Origin of the sequence: Spirosoma agri (genome assembly GCF_010747415.1) — a bacterium.
GTDB lineage: Bacteria > Bacteroidota > Bacteroidia > Cytophagales > Spirosomataceae > Spirosoma > Spirosoma agri.
Window position 1 is genome coordinate 331171 of record NZ_JAAGNZ010000002.1, and the last position, 22551, is coordinate 353721.

At 49.8% G+C, this 22551-nt stretch carries 20 protein-coding genes; 10 read left to right on the forward strand and 10 right to left on the reverse strand.

Annotation, left to right across the window (positions count from 1 at the left end; translation table 11 throughout):
* Positions 1-141: 141 nt before the first annotated feature.
* From GK091_RS18140 to GK091_RS18155, 4 genes are all read left to right on the forward strand, one after another.
* Entirely contained in the window at positions 142-1155 is a 1014-nt protein-coding gene (locus GK091_RS18140; RefSeq protein WP_164041312.1) for a formylglycine-generating enzyme family protein, read from the forward strand.
* A 75-nt stretch (positions 1156-1230) separates the two neighbouring features.
* Positions 1231-1713, forward strand: coding sequence for a 2-amino-4-hydroxy-6-hydroxymethyldihydropteridine diphosphokinase (gene folK, locus GK091_RS18145; protein ID WP_164041313.1), 483 nt, complete (start codon positions 1231-1233; stop codon positions 1711-1713).
* Between the two features lie 77 nt (positions 1714-1790).
* The gene (locus GK091_RS18150) at positions 1791-3008 is read left to right on the forward strand and encodes a pyridoxal phosphate-dependent aminotransferase (RefSeq protein ID WP_164041314.1); all 1218 of its coding nucleotides are present in this window, start codon (positions 1791-1793) and stop codon (positions 3006-3008) included.
* Between the two features lie 1063 nt (positions 3009-4071).
* Complete coding sequence (locus GK091_RS18155; RefSeq protein ID WP_164041315.1) at positions 4072-5109, forward strand: fatty acid desaturase; 1038 nt, start codon at positions 4072-4074, stop codon at positions 5107-5109.
* Between the two features lie 87 nt (positions 5110-5196).
* On the opposite strand, the gene GK091_RS18160 is transcribed toward GK091_RS18155, so the two are convergent.
* Together GK091_RS18160 and GK091_RS18165 are read right to left on the reverse strand one after the other, a co-directional pair.
* A complete protein-coding gene (locus GK091_RS18160) occupies positions 5197-7305 on the reverse strand; it encodes a protein-disulfide reductase DsbD family protein (RefSeq protein ID WP_164041316.1) in 2109 nt (702 codons plus the stop codon).
* Positions 7306-7437: 132 nt separating this feature from the next.
* The gene (locus tag GK091_RS18165) at positions 7438-8271 is read right to left on the reverse strand and encodes a phytanoyl-CoA dioxygenase family protein (RefSeq protein WP_164041317.1); all 834 of its coding nucleotides are present in this window, start codon (positions 8269-8271) and stop codon (positions 7438-7440) included.
* A gap of 155 nt (positions 8272-8426) precedes the next feature.
* Here GK091_RS18165 and GK091_RS18170 point away from each other — a divergent pair, with 155 nt between their 5' ends.
* The 4 genes from GK091_RS18170 to GK091_RS18185 all read left to right on the forward strand — a co-directional run bounded on the left by GK091_RS18170 (position 8427) and on the right by GK091_RS18185 (position 12071).
* A complete protein-coding gene (locus GK091_RS18170; protein ID WP_164041318.1) occupies positions 8427-9296 on the forward strand; it encodes a helix-turn-helix domain-containing protein in 870 nt (289 codons plus the stop codon).
* A 225-nt stretch (positions 9297-9521) separates the two neighbouring features.
* Positions 9522-10811 (forward strand): serine hydroxymethyltransferase, encoded by a 1290-nt coding sequence (locus tag GK091_RS18175; protein ID WP_164041319.1) that lies wholly within the window; start codon positions 9522-9524, stop codon positions 10809-10811.
* Between the two features lie 101 nt (positions 10812-10912).
* Positions 10913-11767, forward strand: coding sequence for a twin-arginine translocase subunit TatC (tatC, locus tag GK091_RS18180; protein ID WP_164041320.1), 855 nt, complete (start codon positions 10913-10915; stop codon positions 11765-11767).
* Between the two features lie 82 nt (positions 11768-11849).
* On the forward strand, positions 11850-12071 hold the full coding sequence (locus GK091_RS18185) for a hypothetical protein (protein ID WP_212592996.1): 222 nt from the start codon (positions 11850-11852) through the stop codon (positions 12069-12071).
* A gap of 72 nt (positions 12072-12143) precedes the next feature.
* On the opposite strand, the gene GK091_RS18190 is transcribed toward GK091_RS18185, so the two are convergent.
* The 8 genes from GK091_RS18190 to GK091_RS18225 all read right to left on the reverse strand — a co-directional run bounded on the left by GK091_RS18190 (position 12144) and on the right by GK091_RS18225 (position 20360).
* Positions 12144-13505, reverse strand: a complete 1362-nt coding sequence (locus tag GK091_RS18190) for a DUF58 domain-containing protein (protein ID WP_164041321.1) — start codon at positions 13503-13505, stop codon at positions 12144-12146.
* Between the two features lie 4 nt (positions 13506-13509).
* Positions 13510-14319 (reverse strand): tetratricopeptide repeat protein, encoded by an 810-nt coding sequence (locus tag GK091_RS18195; RefSeq protein ID WP_164041322.1) that lies wholly within the window; start codon positions 14317-14319, stop codon positions 13510-13512.
* Entirely contained in the window at positions 14316-15449 is a 1134-nt protein-coding gene (locus GK091_RS18200; protein WP_164041323.1) for a hypothetical protein, read from the reverse strand. The genes GK091_RS18195 and GK091_RS18200 overlap by 4 nt, the downstream gene beginning before the upstream one ends.
* A 19-nt stretch (positions 15450-15468) precedes the next feature.
* Complete coding sequence (locus GK091_RS18205) at positions 15469-16443, reverse strand: AAA family ATPase (RefSeq protein WP_164041324.1); 975 nt, start codon at positions 16441-16443, stop codon at positions 15469-15471.
* A 109-nt stretch (positions 16444-16552) separates the two neighbouring features.
* Positions 16553-17746 carry a DUF4350 domain-containing protein gene (locus GK091_RS18210; protein ID WP_164042883.1) on the reverse strand — a complete coding sequence of 398 codons (1194 nt, stop codon included), beginning with the start codon at positions 17744-17746 and terminating at the stop codon, positions 16553-16555.
* On the reverse strand, positions 17739-18536 hold the full coding sequence (locus GK091_RS18215; protein ID WP_164041325.1) for a DUF4129 domain-containing protein: 798 nt from the start codon (positions 18534-18536) through the stop codon (positions 17739-17741). Before GK091_RS18215 ends, GK091_RS18210 begins: the two co-directional genes overlap by 8 nt.
* Entirely contained in the window at positions 18520-19410 is an 891-nt protein-coding gene (locus tag GK091_RS18220; RefSeq protein ID WP_164041326.1) for a hypothetical protein, read from the reverse strand. Before GK091_RS18220 ends, GK091_RS18215 begins: the two co-directional genes overlap by 17 nt.
* Positions 19407-20360 carry a stage II sporulation protein M gene (locus GK091_RS18225; RefSeq protein WP_164041327.1) on the reverse strand — a complete coding sequence of 318 codons (954 nt, stop codon included), beginning with the start codon at positions 20358-20360 and terminating at the stop codon, positions 19407-19409. The genes GK091_RS18220 and GK091_RS18225 overlap by 4 nt, the downstream gene beginning before the upstream one ends.
* Positions 20361-20529: 169 nt before the next feature.
* Between GK091_RS18225 and GK091_RS18230 the strand changes: the two genes are divergently transcribed.
* Together GK091_RS18230 and GK091_RS18235 are read left to right on the forward strand one after the other, a co-directional pair.
* A complete protein-coding gene (locus tag GK091_RS18230) occupies positions 20530-21225 on the forward strand; it encodes an RDD family protein (protein WP_164041328.1) in 696 nt (231 codons plus the stop codon).
* Positions 21226-21296: 71 nt separating this feature from the next.
* Positions 21297-22496: a M20 metallopeptidase family protein gene (locus GK091_RS18235; protein ID WP_164041329.1), complete on the forward strand. Its 1200-nt coding sequence runs from the start codon at positions 21297-21299 to the stop codon at positions 22494-22496.
* Positions 22497-22551 lie beyond the last annotated feature (55 nt).

Sequence of the window (22551 nt, forward strand, 5' to 3'; positions counted from 1 at the left end):
ACGTATCTCTTTTTGTCGGTATTTCTTAATTCGACTGGCAAGTCTGTTCAACTGGCCGCTCATCTATAGCTACAAATGTACAAGAAAGAAAATCGTTCGTACTTTTACACTCAACGAGAATCCTTTCCCTTCTAACAAACAATGCATCTGAAACATCTCAGTGTAGTCGTTGCGATTGCAATTGGTGCGGTTGGTCGAACAAATGCGCAAACAACTACTGATTTCAAATCGTACACGCAGGTCGTTCCGGGCAGCAATCAAACGTACGCGATGGTTGCCATTCCGGGCGGTAAATTTATGATGGGCAGTCTGCCCGATGAGAAAGGCCATAAGCCCGACGAAGGTCCCAAGCACAGCGTTGCCATTGACCCTTTCTATATGGGCAAATACGAGGTCACATGGGATCTGTATGATCTGTTCGCTTTCACCAATATGGAGAAAGAAATGGCGGCTAAATACACGGACAAAGACGCAAATCTGACAAAAACCGACGCGACCACGCGGCCAAGTCCGCCCTACGTCGATATGTCGTTCGGGATGGGCCGGGCAGGTTATCCGGCCATCAACATGACACAATATGCGGCCATAAAATTCTGCGCCTGGCTATACGCTAAAACAGGCATCTTTTATCGGCTACCCACCGAAGCGGAATGGGAGTATGCCTGCCGGGGAAACGACAAGAATGCCACGATGGCTTACTCATTCGGAAATGATGTGGCCAAGCTGGGCGAGTATGCCGTTTTTGCCAGTAACAGCGGGGGAGCGTACAAAAAAGTCGGCACCAAAAAGCCAAATTCATTCGGGCTGTACGACATGCACGGCAACGTGATGGAATGGACGCAGGACCAGTACATCGAGGATTACTACGCGTCGGTAGCGAAAGGAACTGTCAAAGAACCGTATGCACCAACGACTACCCTGTATCCGAATGCGGTTCGCGGTGGTTCCTGGGACGATGAGCCAGCTGTACTGCGCTCGGCGGCCCGAACCCCTTCGGCTCCGGCCTGGAAAGTACTCGATCCGCAGAGCCCGAAATCGGACTGGTGGCTGACATCGGCTTCATTCGTTGGTTTTCGAATCGTTCGCCCGGCCAAAGTACCCAGCGATGATGAGATCAATGCTTATTACGGAATCAAACCGATCAAAGACTATTGAGTGACTGGTAAATGAGTGAGTGAGCGAAAGCCGCCATTTGCCTATCCACTCAATCATAAATCACTCGTTCACTCAATGGAAATTTTCCTCCTTCTTGGTGCTAATCTGGGCGACCGTGTAGCCACGCTAAACCGGGCCGTTGCATTAATCGCCGAACGAGTTGGTCGGATTGAGCAAAAATCGAGTCTATACGAAACGGCTCCCTGGGGCGTTGTGGATCAACCGACCTATCTGAATCAGGTGTTGGCGGTTGCTACTGATCATGCACCACAACGGGTATTGGATGTAGCGCAGGTAATCGAGCAGGAACTAGGCCGGGTTCGGCTCGAGAAATGGGGTTCGCGGGTTATTGATATCGACATACTATATTACGGACATCAGATTCTGCAAACCGAAACATTGACCGTCCCACACCCATATCTGCATCTGCGCCGGTTCACGCTTGTGCCACTGGCTGAGATTTCCCCTGCTTATGTTCATCCGGTTTTGCGGGAAACGACTCTGAAACTGTTGGAAAAGTGTCCGGATACGAGTGAGGTCACCATTTTTAATAGCTGAAAAATAGTACCGCTACATTGAAAAGATAGTACCTTTGTGGCCAGTTTGTTATAAATTTCTCAAAATAAACACCGATTATGTCTGCCACGCTTGACACCGTGAGTTTGTTAGCCGACCGCATCAACGCGCTGGAAGAGTCGTCCACGCTGGCGATGACCAAAAAAGCTCGTGAATTAGCCGCTTTGGGCCACAAAGTAATCAGCCTGAGCGTTGGTGAACCGGACTTCAAAACACCCCAACACATTTGCGACGCTGCCAAAAAGGCCATCGACGATGGTTTTCATGGCTACTCGCCCGTTGCTGGTTATCCTGATCTCCGCAAAGCCATTGCTGATAAATTCAAACGGGACAATAATATCGACTGGAAACCCGAAAATATCGTTGTCTCAACCGGTGCAAAACACTCGCTGGCCAACGTCATTCAGGTGTTGATCAATCCGGGTGATGAAGTGGTCATTTTCTCGCCGTACTGGGTTAGCTACTCAGAAATGGTGAAACTGGCTGAAGGCAAAGCTGTCGTCGTTGACGGTTCGTTCGACAACAATTTCAAAGTGACGCCCGAGCAGTTTGAAGCCGCCATTACGGATCGGACCAAGATCGTTATGTATGCATCGCCCAACAACCCGACGGGATCGATTTATTCGGAAGCTGAACTGCGCGCCATTGCCGATGTGGTGGCCCGCAACGAAAACGTTTACGTGCTGGCGGATGAAATTTACGAGTACATCAATTTCACCCCCGAAGGCCATTTCAGTATCGGTTCAATTCCCGAAATTGCCGATCGTGTTATTACGGTCAATGGCGTTGCCAAAGGCTTTGCGATGACCGGCTGGCGCATTGGCTATATCGGAGCGGCTAAATGGATTGCGGATGGCGTTGAGAAACTACAGGGACAAGTTACATCGGGTACGAACTCGATCGCTCAAAAAGCGACCGTGGCTGCTCTGAATGGTCCTCTAGATTCATCGTTTGAGATGACGAAAGCGTATCACCGTCGGCGTGACCTGGTCGTGAAGCTGTTGAAAGAAGTACCCGGCTTCCGCACAAACGTGCCTGAAGGCGCTTTTTATGCTTTCCCTGACATTAGTTATTATTACGGTAAATCAGATGGAACGACAACCATCAATAACTCCGATGATTTCGCCGGCTGGCTGTTGAATACAGCGTATGTGGCAACTGTTGCCGGTTCGGGTTTTGGTGCGCCTGACTGCCTGCGTATATCAACCGCTGCGGCTGACGAGTCGCTCGTTGAAGCTGTACAGCGCATCAAAGACGCTGTTGCCACGTTGAAATAGGACAGGCGTAGCTGTAGTTAGATCGATATATATTGTCGTACGCGAGGACGTAGCAATACTGAATTGTAGCAATTGGGTAGTTTTACCTACGTTAGCGATAGTCAAGCCAGATCCTCTTAGCACATCATAATAAAAAATAAATTGAGTAGCGCGGGAGATTATTCCGCGCTATTTTTTTTTTAAATAGTATATAAGAGATACCGAAAGAAAAATATGTTTACTTAAAATTAAGTATAAATTAAAATCATTGTTGGAATTGTATAAAGTTGACTATGATTTAGTTAATTCGCAGATAATCAATTTTATGACGCTCATTAAGTGGCATTGAAATTGACGTTAACATGAGTGACTCACGCTTGTCAGGATTAGGTCCGCTGCCCTGATTGAAGTAAATGTTGTCTGATGAACTTTTTTAGAATTAACTTGCTTTTGTATTAATACAAGTTTAATTTTAACTATGATTAGTCAACAACCGGTGAAGTCAATGTTTACTCTTACCGAAAGAAATAACCGTTAACTTAATATACTTAATCACTAGCCAAACTGATGAGGAAATTTCGCTTATATATGGTTTTTCAATGGGTATTTTTTCTGCCCGTAATTTTACCATTATGTGTACTATTTGGTGCACTACGTGGTGCTGCCCAAATGGTTGAACGAGTGATTGAGCAAATAAAGGCGGATGTGCTGTCGCAGAGCGAAGCCCAGCCTTTTATGGACTAATTAAATTTCTGCTAAAGTTGGTTGTACTAAAGTGGAGCCATGGTTTCTTGAACAAGAAGCCGTGGCTTTATTTGTTAAATTAAGATTAAATAACAAGTTAAAGCAACTTGTAAATGCCATCAGCGAGCGCAGAGGGCAGCCACACCAGAACTTCGAAAATGGGCAATGAAGAATGGTTGTCAGGAATTGCAGCGGTATTTAAGGCAGATAGGTTAACCGCTTCATCGAAAATGTGCAGCAAAGATTCTCTAAATTCGGCCAGTCAGGCAACGAATACAATCGGAAAAGTTGTTAAATTTACCGTTCGTTATTCCCCGAATTGTACCGGCAACACTTATTTATGGCAACGTTAACAGATTTTGTTCGGTCAAATACCACCGAACCGCACCGTATTCGTACGCGGCAAATCCTGAAAGCCCACCCCGAAATCAAGAAACTGATTGGTCAGAAAAACCCGACGACGTTCTGGGTTATTCTGGGCTGCGTCACCATGATGACGGGGATGGCCTATCTTGTTCATGATCAATCCTGGTGGATTGTTGTGGCAGCTGCCTGGTTTATCGGTGCGTTTCCTGCCCATACCTTGTTTGTCTGTATTCATGAAGCAGCTCACAATCTGATTTTCCGCAAGCCGGCTGCCAACATGTGGGCGGCTATTTTGGCCAACCTGCCGACCGTATTTCCAACGGCGTTGACCTTTAAGAACTTCCACATCAAACACCACGCTTTCCAGGGTGTTCATGAGCTAGACGCTGATCTACCGGACTGGTATGAGGCTAAGCTTATCAATAACTATGCGATCGGTAAGGCTATTTGGCTTTTGCTGTTTCCTCTCTTCCAAGGTGTTCGTACACTCCGTATGAAAGAATTAGCCGTTTTTGATAAATGGGTAATGCTAAACTTTGCCATTCAGTTTACATTCGATATACTGATTGTCGTGTTTTTTGGCTGGAAGGCGCTGGCCTTTATGGGTCTCTGTTTATTCTTCTCCGTCGGTTTTCACCCACTAGGTGCCCGCTGGATTCAGGAGCACTTTCTGACGCTCGATCCTGAGCAGGAAACATACAGTTACTATGGTCGTCTCAACGTGCCTAACCTGAACGTAGGCTTTCACAACGAGCACCACGATTTTCCATCGATTCCGTGGAACAGACTGCCGGATATCAAGAAAACGGCTCCTGAATACTACGATTCGCTGAAGTATCATACCTCGTTTGTGCGGTTGTTTTTCCGCTTCCTGTTCGATCAGGAGATTTCGCTCTACTCGCGTATTGTTCGGAAAGAACGCGGTCGTGTAACGATAGCCGATCAGTCGAAACCAGATATGGAATTTGTACAGACGCAGGATTATCCCGCTAAGGTTGGAGCTACCGTATAAGTTAAGTTGGTCTACCTGCCAACAAAAAAGTCCCGCTGATCGTCAGCGGGACTTTTTTGTTGGCAATTTTGCGCGGTAACTGGCTTGCTAAAACTTTGCTTTGCCCGACTCCAGGAAGGCTACGAAATTCTCGACGCTTTTATCGTAGTTCTTCGGGGACACCAGCAGCTTTCCATCACTATTCACGAGGCAATAGTGCGGTTGCGCATTGTTATTGTATTTCGTGATTTGGAGGTCAGCGTTTTGGCCGCCAATCGTTTTCTTAACCTTCTGATCGTACGTAGACGTGTACCAGTCACCTTCGGGAAGTTCTGTTTTGTCGTCCACGTACAGAGCTATCAAAACAAAATCGTTTTGGAGCCGTGACTTGACCGCAGGATCTGACCAGACACGGGCTTCCATCTCGCGGCAGTTGACGCAACCATGACCCGTAAAATCAATGAATACGGGTTTATTTACTTTCTTGGCATAGGCCAATCCTTGTTTGTAATCGAAGAATCCCTGCAAGCCGCGCGGAAAATGGAATAAGTCCGCGTATTTGACGGTTTCGTTGCCCGTTGCTGCATTGGCCGCCGACTGCTGATCACCACCGCCCGACTGCTGATTACTGTTGAAATCCTGCGACGTTTCGGGAGGTAAGTAACCCGAAAGTGCCTTCAAGGGCGCTCCCCACAAGCCCGGAATCATGTAGACAACGAAGGCGAACGTGATGATGGACATCAGGAGCTTCTGAACGCTGATGTACTTCACTTCGCTATCATGCGGTAGCCGAAGCTTGCCCAGGAAATAAAAGCCGATCAGCGCGAAAATGACAATCCAGAGCGAGAGGAAAACTTCACGATCGAGCAAATGCCAGTGGTAAACCTGATCGGCAACACTCAGAAATTTCAGCGCCAGCGCCAACTCCAGAAAGCCAAGAATAACTTTGACGGAATTGAGCCAGCCACCCGACCGGGGCAAATTTTTAAGCCACTGGGGAAATGCGGCAAACAACGTAAATGGTATTGCAAAAGCCGACGAGAAAGCGGCCATGCCCAGAATAGGTTTAACAACTTCACCACCTGCCGAAGCGACCAGTAAACTTCCGACAATGGGACCCGTGCAGGAAAATGATACCAGAACGAGCGTAAACGCCATAAAGAAAATCCCGGCGATACCGCCTTTCTCCGAACGGGCGTCGGCCTGATTGATCAGCGAATTCGGTAATACAATTTCGAACAGGCCCAGGAAAGACAGACCGAATATGAAGAATACCGCGAAAAACAGAATGTTCGGTAGCCAGTGCGTGCTAACGAAATTGGCGAAAGCCGGGCCGTTAAAGCGTGACACGACCGTGCCGATCAATACGTAGATGCCGATGATAAAGGCCCCATATAACAACGCCTTCCATTGGCCGCCCTGCTGATTGGTAAAGAAACTAACCGTTGCCGGGATGATCGGGAACACGCAGGGCGTCAGCAAGGCAACCAGACCGGATAAGAAAGCCGCCAGCATGAAGCCTAATAGCGACTCGTTCGGTGCCGTAGCACCCTTATCGAGCGCCTGAATGGGTTCGTCCACCGCTTCGTTGACGGTCGGTTTGGCTGAGGCAGTTGCTTCGGTTGCTGTCAGGGCTGGGGCTGAAGCGGCAACGGCGGTTTCGGTCGCTGATGACGTTGCCGCCGATGATGTTGATGGCGCAGCAGCTACTGCCGTGCTGGTGGCAGCGGGGGAGGTTGCCATAGCCACGGCCTTAATGTCTGTCGAAAACTCTACTTCGGTAGGTGGTAAGCAAACGCCATCTTTGTCAGAGCAGACCTGATACTCCGCCGAACCCGCAAACGTAGCATTGGGCTTCAGCACTTTGACCTTCTGAATAAAAACAGCTTTGTTTTTGAACTGCCGGACTTTTGCGCCCCACACTTCTTCAAACACTTCTTCGACACCAACGGGTGTTGCTTTGCCGACCAGCGAAAACGCATCGGAACCCGCAAATTTGAATGTGGTAGGAATTGGGCCGACGTTCGGATCAAGATCATTCGAATACATATGCCAGCCGTCGCCGATACTGACCTGAATCTTGACGCTAATCACATCGCCGACTTTAGCTGGCTGTTTGTCGACCTTAGCCGACCAACTCGTGGGGTCTTTCCGAATCTGCGCTGTTGCAATAAAGCTGATAAACAGCCCGACCACAAGTGCGAAAAATGATTTCATACCGCTTTGGGTAAGTGATGGTTTGGTAAGACAACAGAAATACCACAAAAATATTTCCATTTTTGGACTTTATGCATAATAGAAAACCCCGGCATAGACCAGGGTATCTCACTAAAGACGAAAAGTTACGGCTTAGTAGCTGAATAAGATCGGGTTTAGCTCGTCTTGTGGTGTGCCGCCAATTGGCGCGTTGTTGAGCCATTTGGCATGATCGGCTTCCTGAAATTTGTTACGTGGTTGCGTGATAATCTGGTCTTTATCCATATAAATCATGGTCATGACCTTGCGGGCACGATCCGAAACATTTGGGCCAGCACGATGAAACGTCCAGCCGGCATGATAACTCACTTCGCCAAGATCGAATGGCGTGTCGTGAACGCTAAAATTTTGTTTTTGCAGCTCGCCAGCCAGCACTTTCTCACTTTCGTCGCTGATTTCCACGTCCCGCCCCAGCTCAACGTGCTGACTACCTTCCGCAAAAGCCAGCGGACCCATTTCCATTGGCGTAGCCTGCAACGGAATCCAAACCGTGACGGTGTTCGGGGAGGCCAGTGGCCAGTAGAATTGGTCGGCATGCCAGGGCGTAATTCCGCCCGATGGTTCTTTGTAAAGCGCCTGATCGTGGTAAATGCGAACCCCCTGAACACCCATCAAATCAGTAGCGACTTTGGCCAGCCGCCTTGAAAAAACAAATTCTCTGGCCTGTTCGTCGTCGACCCACAGGTTCATGATCTGCAAGAACGCCCGCTCATACGTTGTGCGCTCCTCCATCGGTTTAATGAGCGTGTTGAGTCGAAAAACCAGTTCCGTAATAATAGCCCCGTAGTAGTCGAGAACGGCCGGGCTCAGCACCTGCCTGAGTTTGACATAGCCATTTTTCTGATAAAAGTCGATGGCTTCCTGACTAACTTCGTAAGGCGTGTTCAACTCCTGACGTAACGTTTCTTTATCGATTGTGGCTTCCATAAGACCGACGTTGATGGTTGATGTAGGAATGAGTAAAGGATGTACAAAAATAGCAGAGCATAGTGTCCAGAAAATCGGCTGTTTTTGCTGATTTGTGTTTAATTTTGACTACTAGATCGAGTTTGGTTCAGGAGTGAGGTCAAGATAATCTATGTATGAAGGCGTTGTTTGAGAAACTAACGTTTGCGGGACAAAGCTCGCTATTGGTTCGTCGGTTCAAAATGCCCTATTTCGATGCGCCCTGGCATTACCATCCAGAGTATGAACTTACCTACATTGTTAAGGGCTATGGACGCCGTTTCGTGGGCGACCACGTTGACTCGTTCGAAGCAGGGGATTTGGTATTGCTAGGCCCCGACCTGCCCCATTTCTGGCGAAGCGATGACGAGTTCTACCAGTCGGCTGCTGGTTTGGATGTTGAATCGATCGTCATTCAATTTCCGGGTGAATTCGTCCAGCAGGGGCTAGCCACTGTACCGGAAGCCAGTGCTGTTCGACAACTACTCGGACGATCCTTACATGGCTTGCATTTTAGTCGGGAGGCTACCGCTATGGTTATTCCTCACCTGGAAAAGTTACCGAATCAATCGGGCTTTCGTCAATTGCTCGGTTTACTGACTATATTGGATTTATTGGGTGGCGATCGTGATGCCGTTCTACTGGCAAGCGACGGCTATCAGCTTGCTCCCGGTGCGGCTGAAACGGAGCGAATGAAACGGGTGCTTGAATTTATGCTTACCAACTTCCGCGACGAAATACGGGTAGAGCAAATTGCATCAATAGCCGGAATGGCTCCGGCGGCTTTCTGCCGGTATTTCAAGAAACGAACCCGAAAATCATTTGTCGAATACCTGAATGAACTTCGCATTGGTCATGCACGCAAACTACTTACCGACGCTGATATGAGCATTGGACTAGTAGGGATTGACTGCGGGTTCAATACCAGTTCTCATTTTCACCGTCAGTTTAAATTACAGACAGGAATGACACCCTTGCAGTACCAGACGCTGGCCAAGGAAAAATAAAGAGGTGTAACTGTAAGCCTACCACGTTACTGAAAACGGAAAAACGGGAGTTGACTGCGCTGTGGAAACGTTATTTGATTGAGGTTTAACTAACCTTGAAAATCTCCTTCTTATTGTACCGTTTTCCGCTGTACCTTTGTGTATAATTGCTTGTTTGGTTGACTAAGTAAGTAGCGCTCTTGCAACCAGATAGTGAAACAACCGAACGCACAAACCGCTCGAAGCATGACTACCGTCACCACCACCCGCGACACGCAGGTATTTGACCTGATTGCCAAAGAACAACACCGGCAAGAGTCGGGTATTGAACTGATTGCCTCTGAAAATTTCGTATCACCTGCCGTCATGGAAGCGGCCGGGAGCGTACTGACTAATAAATATGCTGAAGGCTTGCCCGGCAAACGCTATTACGGCGGCTGCGAGGTGGTAGATCAGATCGAGCAGATTGCCATCGACCGGGCCAAAGAATTATTCGGTGCTACCTGGGTCAATGTGCAGCCCCACTCAGGCGCACAGGCCAACACCGCTGTATTTCTGGCTGCCCTGAAGCCCGGCGATACAATTCTGGGATTCGACCTGTCGCATGGTGGTCACCTGACGCACGGTTCACCGGTAAATATTTCGGGTAAATATTTCCGTCCTACATTCTACGGCGTAGAACAGGAAACGGGCGTTATCAACTACGATGTCGTGGAGGAAACCGCCAAGCGGGAACGGCCTAAAATGCTGATCTGTGGTGCATCAGCCTACAGCCGCGACTGGGATTATGCCCGCCTGCGCGCCATTGCCGATGAGGTAGGAGCCTTAATGCTCGCTGACGTTTCGCACCCCGCTGGTCTGATTGCCAAAGGATTGCTGAACGACCCGCTTGCTCACTCGCACATCGTCACGACTACGACCCACAAAACGCTGCGTGGTACGCGTGGCGGTATGATCATGATGCGTGATGATTTCGAGAATCCATTTGGCATAAAAACGCCCAAAGGTGAGCTCCGGTTGATGTCATCACTGCTGGATTCGGGTGTATTCCCCGGTACGCAGGGTGGACCGCTGGAACACATTATTGCGGCTAAAGCGATTGCCTTCGGCGAAGCACTGACCGACGATTTCTACGACTATGCGGTACAGGTAAAAGCAAATGCACAGGCCATGGCCAATGCGTTTCTGAACCTTGGGTATAAAATCATTTCGGGAGGAACCGACAATCACCTGATGCTCATCGACCTGCGGTCGAAAGGGCTGACGGGTAAATTGGCCGAAAATACGCTTATTAAGGCGGACATCACGATCAACAAGAACATGGTTCCGTTCGACGATAAGTCGCCGATGATCACCTCAGGTATGCGGGTTGGTACGGCAGCTATGACAACGCGCGGGCTGAAAGAATCGGATATGGAGCAAATCGTCGTATATATCGACAAAGTGCTGATGAACCACGATGATGAGGCCACGTTAGCAACCGTTAAAGAAGAAATCAACGAGTGGATGAAAGCATTTCCGCTCTATAAAAGTTAACGAATAAAAGGCGAAAGAGTGAAAGAACGGAAGAGCGAACGTATCTGATCGCACTCTTTTACTACTCTTTCACTCTTCTACTCTTTCACTCTTTACACACAATGCCACTCGATCAACTGACCGACGAAGAAATCGACACAGAAGGCAAGGAGATGTCCTTTCTGGACCATTTGGAGGAACTCCGCTGGCACATAATCCGGGCCGTTGGATCCATATTTCTGTTTGCTATTATTGCCTTCATTTACATCGAGGAGATTTTTGATAAGGTAATTCTAGCGCCTAAACATCCTGATTTCTGGACGTACAGGATGATGTGTAAGCTGTCGCAGCTGACGGGTTATTCGGATCTGTGTGTTGATAAGCTGAATTTCACGTTGCAGGCTCTTGGCATGTCTGATCCCTTCACAATGGCGATGACATCGTCGCTGGTGATTGGCTTATGCTTTGCGTTTCCGTATACCTTTTGGGAAGTTTGGCGATTTATCAAGCCTGGGTTACGGCAAGAAGAAAAGCAAGCGGCTCGTGGCGCTGTTTTTTATGTGTCAATGCTGTTTCTGCTTGGATTGCTTTTCGGCTATTACATCGTTTCTCCGTTGGCGATCAATTTCCTGGCGAATTATCAGATCACGCCTGAAATCAAAAACCAGTTCGATATTACCTCGTACATCGGTATTCTGGTGACGCTTTCGCTGGGATGCGCTTTAATTTTTCAGATGCCTATAGTTGCCTATGTATTATCGAAAGTTGGCGTGCTGACACCGAAATACATGCGCGAATACCGTAAACACGCCTGGATTGTGATTCTTGTTGTGGCTGGTATCATCACTCCATCGCCGGACATTTACAGCCAGGTGCTGGTGGCGCTACCCTTGTCGCTGTTATATGAAGTGAGTATCATTGTCTCGGCCCGTATTGAGAAAGCCCGCTTAAAAGCACAGGCCGAACTGTTGAAATAACGTTAATCTAACGAACGACTTACTGGACGTTAACGACTGAACGAATATGTTCAGTCGTTAACGTCCAGTCTCTTTGTAAAAACTGATGCAGTACGATTTTCGAAAATACCATTATCGATCCATCAACGCGATCAACGACACAGAACGAGCCGCTATCAATCAGGAGCTAAAGGATCTTTATAACTCATTACCCGATGCGGAAAAAGAGGATTTTAACCGCCAGTTACAAACATTCCTGGCGAAAGAAATGGGTCGTTTGAAATCTGACTACGAATCAGTCAAAGGTGGTTTGGGCGATAATTAACGATAGCCTCTATCTTGAAAAAGGGTAGGCTGTATCCTAAAGGTACGGCCTACCCTTTTTCAAGATAGAGACTTAAATCAGACCACGCGCTTTCAGTTCTAGGTACTTGTTTACCGTATTTGCCGTCAGGTTTTGCGGTGCCGTCAGAATGGTTTGAATGCCGTATTGAGTTAGCTCTTTTACAATCTGCTTCTTCTCGAAAGCGAACTTTTCCCCAATCGTCTTAAGGTAAATCTGTTCCGTGTCCGACGCGGGCTGGTCGAGTAAGCTACGGAGTTCGGTGTTCTCAAAGAAAATAATGAGAAGCAGATGATCTTTGGCCAATCGGCGGAGATAAGGCAACTGCCGATGCATGGCGCTGACCGTTTCGAAGTTCGTGAAGAGCAGGAGCAAACTGCGCTGGCGTATATGACTGCGAACGCTGACATACAGACTTTCGTAATCCGTTTCCAGAAAGCGCGTTTTCTGCCGATAGAGCAGTTCCAGAATTTTTAGCATGTGCCCCGTACGGCGATCGGCGGGAAGTAACTGGCCAACGTGATCGGAAAAAGTCAGTATACCCGCCCGATCCTGTTTAAGTAACGCAATGTTGCTCAATACTAGACTGGCATTAATGGCATAATCGAGTAGCGTTAGCCCCTCGAACGGTGATTGCATCACGCGGCCTTTGTCGATTAGGCAGTAAACGGGTTGGGAACGTTCGTCCTGGTAGGCATTGATCATCAGCGACGCACCCTGCGAATCGATACGTCGGGCGGTCGCTTTCCAGTTGACCGTTCGAACATCGTCGCCGGTCGAGTAGGGGCGTACCTGCTCAAACTCCATACTATGGCCGATGCGCCGAATCCGCTTGATACCGACCTCGTTCAATCGATTCGTAGCGGCCAGCAGCTCATATTGGCGCATCTGCAAAAACGACGGATACACCGCGACCTGTTTGCCCTGTTCAAACTGAAAACGCCGTTTCACCAAGCCCAGGGGCGTCATCACAAAGACATTGATAGCGCCAAAGTTGTACTCACCCCGCCGTGTCGGCCTGAGTTCGTAGCGGATGGCCTGCGTTTCGCGGGCATTCAAGCGTGCGTTGAACAACACATCGCGCCGTTGAAACTGAAACGGTATTTCGTCAATGACCTCCACATCTGCCCGAAACGAATAGCGGTTTTCCAGATAGATCGTGAGCGGATTTTCGTCGCCGTTCGACAGGCGGTCGGGCACTTCACGTCGCGCGAAAAAGGATGGCGTCGTAACCCGATTGTTCGTTCTGAAGAGCAGCCAGCCATCCAGCCCGATCAGTAGAACGAATACCACAAACGCTACCTGTACGAGTGGAAACAGAATCGGTAGGGCGTAGGCCGCCACAAACAGCAATACGAACGCTACCAGGGCAAACCACAGCCGGGTGGCAATAAATAAAGGACGAATGATTGTCAACGGATTATAGTTTCAGGTTGGCTAGTGCGTCGTCAATTTCTGGCTCGTAGAGCGGGTTTGCCTCGTCTTCCTGATAGTCGCCTTTCCGCTCAACGCGCAGTGCTTTAATGAAAAAAGAGGCATCGTTAAACGCGGTTCGGGCTTCGTTCTGTCGGTTCAGTTGACACAAAGCCTGCCCTTTATAATATTGTGCAAGTGCACTCCGGTTAAAGTTCTTCAGGGCATTATCCAGATCGGCGAGGGCTTTTTCCGGTTGCTGAACAGCCAGATAGCTCACCGCCCGACTGATAAAATGTCGGTAGTTGACCCATTCCGGTCCGTGTTTTACGGCGAGCGAGTCGATGCCAATAGAGAACTGTTCAATCGCCTTGGGTTGATTCCCAAGGCCACGATACGCAAGGCCGATCAGGTAACTGACCGGATTATTCCCAATCATGTCGTTGACGGCAGGTGTCAGGGCGTCGTAGGCAGTAAGATGTTGCAAAGCCCGTTCGTAATCGTGGAGTGAGGATAGGTACGTTTCGCCCACAAAGCCAAGCTCTTTGGGATAGAGCGAAGCGGTTTTCTCCAGCCACACGACAGCCTGTTCATAGTCATGCTTCCAGATGTAAACCATGGCTTGCATGTGGTAGTCGCGGGGGGAAGCTACGGTCGTATGTAATCGAGTATGATCACGTCGTGCGCTCGTAAAAAACGTCATCTGAGCGGACCGATTCATCGCCAGCACGGACTGGGCGTTCTGTATAAACCGTTCGCTATCCTGAGCGTTTGCCCGGATGGATATAAAAAAAAGCAGTAGATAAGCGTACTTCATGGCAAAATGTCAGTTATCGAGCCATTCTGGAGTCGGACCGTAAACGAAATCGTGGTATCCATCGGTCGTTCACCGGATTTGTTGTCAGGGAGGAATGACGAATCGGTAGCGATGGTATTCCGACAAATGGCCAGTAACTGATCCGTTATCTGTGGCGCAAATGTTTTCGGGCAATAGTCGTTACCCAGACTGCTCATCGAAAACCGACCAGACTCGCCCTCGCAATTGATGATAAACTGAATATGAATCAACCCTGACTGGTCCGTTCGGGTAATGGGCCGGTATTGGTTGGTCAGTAGCTGCGTAAGCGCGTAACGTCTGGCTGATCGACCGATTGCTGCTTCTCCTAGCAAGGGCGTAAAGCAATTATCACAGGTTTGGAAGCTATTGGGGCGGCATGAGTCGCCGGGCATCAGGTTTCTGAGAAAGCGAAAGGTCTTCGGGCCAATAGCGTGTCCGTGCCAGCCCATAGTTTGTACTTGGGTCGATGACTGACTGCTGATCTGCCACAAAAACTTATAATTGCCCTCCCGTCGATACTGATTCCCTAGAATGACGATGAATAGCGATGAACCGAACCTGGCCAGCCGCCAGTAATGGGCGGTGGCGGTACGCTGTCGGGAACGGGTGTTTTCCAGCGCAATCTGGCCATTGGTATAGAACGATACGGTTAGGCTATCGGATTGCCATACCCGCCCGCTCAACTGCCGGTAGGTAGCGACCGAATCGAGCGGAATGTCCGTGAAGCGTCGAAAAACCATCGGATAGTTGCTGCCGATGCGTAACAAATCGCCATCGACGGTGATCAGTTTCGGAGCAAAATGAACCGTGTCCAACCGCACCCGATCACCATCAATGGCCCAGGTCGACGGAACGGCAGCGGCTGAACCGTCTACCATGCCGAGTGTATAGGTACTGTCAGCGTCAAGCTGAATGTATGTTGGGAGTGAACAGAAATTGTCCGTATCCCACTGGGAATGAACGCCAATCCAGGTACCAATCAACTGTGTTCGCGTGGGTGTTTGCGCAATGGATGGGGAAGCAATGAAAAAAATACACAGTAACGTGAGCAGCCCAAGTCGAGGTTGGTCAGACAAAAAACAGACTCGTTTACCGTATACGTTAATCATGCTGCATTGATCCGTTAGTTCATCGTGGCACCTCAATCTTCTGAACCAGCTGACTGATGACCTCATCGGCCGTGCCGCCTTCCATCTCGCGTTCGGGCGACAGCAGAACGCGGTGACGCAGCACCGGAGCGGTCAGTTCCTGTACATCTTCCGGCGTAATGAAGTCGCGGCCCCGAAGCGTAGCCAGTGCTTTGGCACTATTCAGCAGGGCAACCGATGCACGGGGCGACGCGCCCAGATACAACGATTTGTTGGCGCGGGTAGCCTGTACAATCTGGGCTATGTAGTCGAAAAGTTTATCTTCAACGTGAACCTGATGAACCTGTCCTCGTAAGGTTGCCAGTTGTTCCGCCGTCAGAATCGCGTCGACGGCATCGAGGGCGTCGCTGAGGTTTCGTCGCAGGTGGTGTCCGCGCAGAATATCCACCTCCGCAGCCGCATCAGGATAACCGACTACAATTTTGAACAGGAAACGGTCCAGCTGTGCTTCGGGTAACCGATATGTGCCTTCCTGCTCGATTGGGTTTTGCGTGGCTAGCACCATAAAGGGCTCGTCGAGGTAATAAGTTGTCCCGTCGTTGGTGACCTGTCGTTCCTCCATCACTTCAAAAAGCGCAGCCTGGGTTTTGGCCGGAGCCCGGTTAATCTCGTCAATCAGAATAAGATTGGAGAAAATAGGCCCCTGCCTGAAGACGAAATCACCCGTTTTGGGCAGAAAGACCGAGGTCCCCAGCACGTCGGAGGGCATCAAGTCGGGCGTAAACTGAATCCGGCTGAACCCCACCGACAGTGTTTTGGCCAGGAGTTTGGCCGTTAGCGTTTTGGCCACACCCGGCACACCCTCGATCAGAACGTGTCCATCGGCCAGCAGTGCTGTCAATAATAAATCAATTGTCTGGTGCTGGCCAACGATGATTTTACCGACCTCTGCCCGAATCGCATCAACGGCAGTTTTGAGGGGTGCAAGATCGATGCGTATTTGTGTGTTTTCCATATAAAGTATCTGAACCGCTCAGACGGCCCTGCGGGATTTGTTTGATTTTTATGAGTAGCTATGATTTTGCTTTCGCAGGAAGCAGGCTGGCAAAATCAGAGTCGGTTCGTTAAATCCCATAAATCCCGGTTTTAAATCGTTCTATTGCTGCATTCAGCGTTATGAGGTCAAATTCGGATAGCGAAACGCTTTTCTGCGCATTACGCAGGAGCCTGACTAGCTCGTCCGTTTCGGCCAGCGATGTACTGCTTTTTCGGGCCAGCGTTTCGGCAAATTCGTTGTCCAGAACCGTCGTTGTCAACCCGTATTGCTCCCGAATATCAGCCAGAAAATACTGGATTTGCTTACGGGTCAGGTTATCGTGATCGCCTTGCTGAAAATACAACCGACCAACTGTTTTTACAAAATCAAGTGAGGTGTTCTGGGGTGGCTCAACGACGGGAATAATCCGCTGGGTTCGCTTCCCCGCAAAAAGAGCGTAAAAAATTAAGCCGAATACAACCAGATAGTAGGCCCAGTTCAGGGCTGGCTGGCTCCATATATACCGCAGAATCGACTGCTGATCTTCGTCAAACCGCCCTTGCTTCTGGTACTCGTCCCAATACGTAGGCAATGCAGGCAAATAGGAAAGCGCTTTGAATGCATAATCCGACGTTTTGGGCGACAACACGTAGTAGTTGGTGAAAGCCAGCGGCAGGTTATGAATAAAGAATTGTCCTTTCCCGTACACAAACCGAATGAACACGGGTTCCTTTCGGGCATTTCGACCCAACACCGTAATCTGTTTATTGTTGTTGATAGTCAGGAAGTTGCGCCCATCGTCGTGGAAGAAATTATAGCCGCTTGCTTTGGTGAGCTGTGGGTTGACGAAATTCTGACGGAGGGTCGAGTCTGCCTTGCCCGATTCTTTCACGGTGGCTTTAAATCCTAATACAGAGCACAGCGAATCAGGTAAGTCGTAGGCCGAGATGAAGACGTTGTTGCCGCGCCGAACATAAGCCAATAACTGTTTCTGATCGTTCCCGTCGATATTCAGATCCCGGCAGATGAACAGGTAATTGCTACGACCCGCTGGTTTGGTTTCGGTCAAAAAGTTATAGACCGGCAACCGTACGGTTTTTACGTTCGCTAACTGCACAACACCCGGCAACAGTTCATACAACGCTTGGGTGCCAAACGGGATTTTGTCGTCGTTTTCGTAGGTCGCTTTCCAGTCGAGCGGCTTGGGTTTATAATACTCGACGAGTACATAGCCCGCGACGGTGACAAGCAGAATAAGTAGGTATTTATTGGGTTTACGCAACATCGGTCTTCACAGGACTACCCGTGCGTTTTACAGTATTCGGTTGAGAAACGGCTTGATTGACTACCGTAAACTGCTGCCTAACCGCTTGAAAACTGGCTTCATTTACGGGAAAATTACCGTACCAGATAAATTCGAATTGCCGGGTCAGTTCCTCAAAATCAGCCCGAATGGTTGTGTTCGCCAATTCATAAACGTACTGTCGATTGGTTTTGTCGGGTTTATAGACAATCAATCCCGAGTCGGTCAGGCGTTTAAGCGTTTGCAGATACGATAAGCGAACGGCAAGGCGAAAATTACCCTGACTGATGGCTTCGTCAATAACAGTATCGAAATCGATCTCGTGAATGTTTTCGACCAGATTCTCGTAATCCAGCCCACCTGGCTGCGCCCTCTTACTGAACAACTCCCCAAGCACTTCGGCTTTCATGAGCAGATAGATAACAGCCGCAGCAACCCCCGCCAGAATAGCGTATTGCCAGACATTTTTATAAGCCGCACTGTTCAGAAAATCCACGAACCGACGGTAGAGCCAGTTCAGAATACGGGCTACCGGATTTTCGGGTGGTGGGCCTTCATTATCGTATTGGTAATCGTGATCGGTCTGGTAATCACGGATCTTTTCGGGCGTGGGGTAACGCACCCGGACAGGTGAGCGGTCGTCGGGAGCCGCCACCGACTGGCTGATGGGCTTTGTCGGCTGAGCTGATAGGGGCACAGAAGCGCAGGCCAGCAGCATGATCAGCGTAGCGGCCCAAAGTAGCCGGTAAGTCTTAAAAACTACCTTCATCCGTTGATCGGGGTTGACTGGGGTTTGTACCGATCGAGTCGATGGCTGAAATCAGCCCGCGACCTTCCTGCCGTTCGACCAGATTTGTGTATTGAAACCCAATGGCTGTGTAAAGTACCGCATTGAGTAACGTTCGACCCACAATACCGATAACGCTGGCCAGCGTGAACCACACCGTCGACAAATTGGGCAGTAGTTTCGCACCGATAAGAAAGCCAATCACGCCATTCGGAAGCTGAAAAATGAGTCCTACGATCGCGACGATGATGCCTATCACAAGAATAATTCCGAAGGTCGACCACCACTTATCTCGAATGAGTCTAAAACAACGTTCCCAGGTCATGCCGAAGTCGGTTCCCTCGAAGGCTGTGACGGCCAGCGCGAGCGATAAGACGACGGCAACGTACACACCCGGAATAAAGAGAAAGACGAAGCCGACGCCCGTAACGATCGAACTAAGGATCGAAATGACGACCGCACGACCAATCATCGGCTGAACTTCAGCCCATACATCCGAAACCATGATCGGTCCGCCGTTCGTGCGTTCATACACCTTCATGTGGGCATACGTCGTCAGAATAACGACCACATTGGCCAGAATACCCAGTATGATCACCAGCCAGAACGTGGGGGAAGCAAACTGGCTCATAACCTGAAAGATGGCCATTGGGTTAGGGCTTTTGCCATTGCTTGTTTCTGCCGCGATCGCCAGCACTCTCGACTGGAGAATGCCCGTGGCAATGCCGGCTCCCAGGGCCACCGGACCAACGATGTACAGCAAGGATAGGCCCAGGCTACGGAAGTTTTCGCTGATGTACTGAAACGTTACATTGATCTTGTTGCCAAAATCGCGCTGTTGAAAAAGTGGAATCATGGTTGGCCAGTACGGTTAAGTGAGATAGGATACAGGATAAAATACCAGATGATGAAGGCGGCAGAAACCAAAATTATACTGCCGCTGACAACGGGCGGTAGGATTAGCCGGGTAATGAAACTTTCCAGAAAACCGGCCATAATGAAGATCGGAACAAGCCCAATGGCAATTTTGAGGCCCTGTTTACTTCCCCGCTTGAATGATTCCAGCCGGGAGTAAGTCCCCGGAAAAAGCAAACTGTTCCCGACCGTCAGTCCGGCACAACCGGCAATCACGATCGCCGAAATTTCGAGTGTGCCGTGTATCCAGATTTTAAGCACCGAGTCGAGCAGTAAGCCGCGTTCGTAGAAAAAATATTGAAAAGAACCGAGCATAACGCCGTTGTAGAACAGCATAGCCATCGTGCCGAACGAGGCAAACAGGCCGAATATAAATGTGCGGAAGGCCACGTAAATGTTGTTGAGGGTGATCTGGATAAACATGGACCCCTGATCATGGCTGCTATATACGCCCAGCGGATCACCTTTTTTGATGTTTTCGAGCGTCATGTTCACGTACTGATCGCCCAGAATTAACCGAACGAACGTGTTGTCATGGGCCGCCGAGACCCATCCCAGCAGGCAGGCAACCAGGAAAATAATCGCCGATACGGCCAGCAACCGGTGCGACTGACGAAACAACAGCGGCAACTCATATTTCCAGAACGTGATGAACCGGCTGCGATCATCGCGCCGATTTTGCATCAGCCCCCGGTGCATCTGGGCGGTCAACCCGTTGAGGTAGCGCGTAACATTGGAGTCTGGATAGAACGTCCGGGCATACGACAGATCATCGGTCAGCTCCACGAAGCGATCCGTCAGTTCATCCGGATCTGTCCGCACTACTGCCGAATTTTGTTCGATAGCACGCCATTTGTCGGTGTTGCGTTTAACGAAAAGGGCTTCACGCATAAGGTATCGGTTCGTTGGTGCTGTGCTAGCGTACGGGTTGATAATGTCGGTGGTGAAATTTGGTTATTTGTTGACTAAGAACAAAAGAAAGGTTGTTAATTTTGACGATTCGACTGTTTAAGCGGTAAGTTGCCGCTGACACGTTTCTACCGACGACAACGCACCGATCATGGCTGTTGCAATCCGCACGTCCCAAAATGTCTTACTGGAATACGAACCGGCCAGCGTTGGTGAACGGATTCTGGCTGCCATGACCGATTACCTGGTGATCTTCGGTTGGGTGGCGCTCATGATCATGCTGCCGGCTCAGTCAGGCATACGAACGGGCCGATTTTATGTCATTTTCGTAATGTTCCCCGTAGTTGCGTATGACCTGATTTCTGAATGGTTTCTCAATGGCCGAAGTATCGGTAAACTAGCCCTAGGCATCCGGGTCGTCATGCTCGATGGGTCACCGCCCGGTATCGGTGCTTACCTGATTCGGTGGGTACTTCGGATCGTAGAGTCCGCGGCTTTTCTGGGGGGTGTTGTGCCGATTATTACTGTAGCTGTCAATGGAAAAGGGCAGCGGCTGGGCGATATTGCCGCTGGAACGACGGTCGTTAAGCTGAAACCGGCGGTTTCGCTGGACGACATTCTGATTCGTCCGCTGGATGAACAGTACGTCGTTCAGTTTCCGGATATCCGCATGCTGAGCGATCGCGATATCGGTATCGTTCGGGAAGCGTTACGGTGGGGCGATCCGCAGATAGTAATGCGTACGGCCGACAAGCTGAAAGAAGTAACGGGTATTCAAACGAGCCTGACCGATCGGGCCTTTCTGGAAACGGTTCTCAGCGATTATCAGTTTATAACAACACAGTAGCCCGGACAACTATGTCTGGGTATCAGTAATCTATTATTGAACGCCCGGTCGATCACGTCCGGGCTACGCTCATGCTCGAATCAATCAAATCGCTCGCCCGGCAGTACGCGGCTGATATTGTGCAAACCCGTCGGCACCTTCACGCGTACCCGGAGCTTTCCTTCCATGAACATAACACGGCTCGTTTTGTGGCCGATCAATTGAAGGCTATTGGCATCACGCCACAGGAAGGCGTAGCGGATACGGGTCTGGTTGCCCTCATCGAAGGAACCAAAGGCGCTTCGGCAACTACCTCGAAAGTAATTGGCCTGCGGGCCGATATGGACGCCCTTCCAATTCATGAAGCGAATAACGTACCCTACAAATCGACCGTTGAAGGGGTGATGCACGCCTGCGGACACGATGCCCACACGGCCAGCCTGCTTGGGGTAGCCCGCATCCTGCATGTGCTGCGTGATCAGTTCGAGGGAACGGTAAAACTGGTTTTCCAGCCCGGCGAAGAAAAAGCGCCCGGTGGCGCGTCGCTCATGATCAAAGAGGGTGTACTGACCAATCCCGCGCCCATCAGTATGATCGGGCAGCACGTCGCCCCCAACATTCCGGTTGGTAAGATTGGGTTCCGCGAAGGTATGTACATGGCCAGTACGGACGAGATTTACATGACTGTCCGGGGTAAAGGTGGTCATGCTGCTATGCCCGACAACCTCGTTGACCCGGTCCTGATCGCGTCTCACATTATCGTGGCGCTGCAACAGATCATCAGCCGGAACCGGCCACCAGCCAGCCCATCCGTATTGTCGTTCGGTCGCTTCATTGCCGATGGCGTTACGAATGTGATTCCCAACGAAGTCAAGATCGAAGGTACGTTCCGGTGCATGAACGAAGAATGGCGGGAAGAGGGTAAACAGCGCATGGTCAAACTGGCCCAGGGCATTGCTGAAGCAATGGGTGGTTCGTGTGAGTTTACGGTCGTACATGGTTATCCTTTCCTGAAAAATCACCCCGAATTGACCCGTCGCGTCCGGGCACAGGCAACCGAATACATGGGTGCTGAAAATATCGTCGATCTCGATTTGTGGATGGCCGGAGAAGATTTTGCGTTCTACTCGCAGATAGTCGATTCCTGTTTCTATCGACTCGGAACCCGTAACGAAGCACGGGGAATCATTTCCGGGGTCCACACGCCGACATTCGACATCGATGAAGCCGCTCTGGAAACCGGGGCCGGGCTTATGAGCTGGCTGGCGGTTCAGGAGCTGAGTGTGATGTAGTCTAAGGGTTAAGTTTGTCAAAAGGTCATAAGATCAAGTAGTTATACGCTTTTGG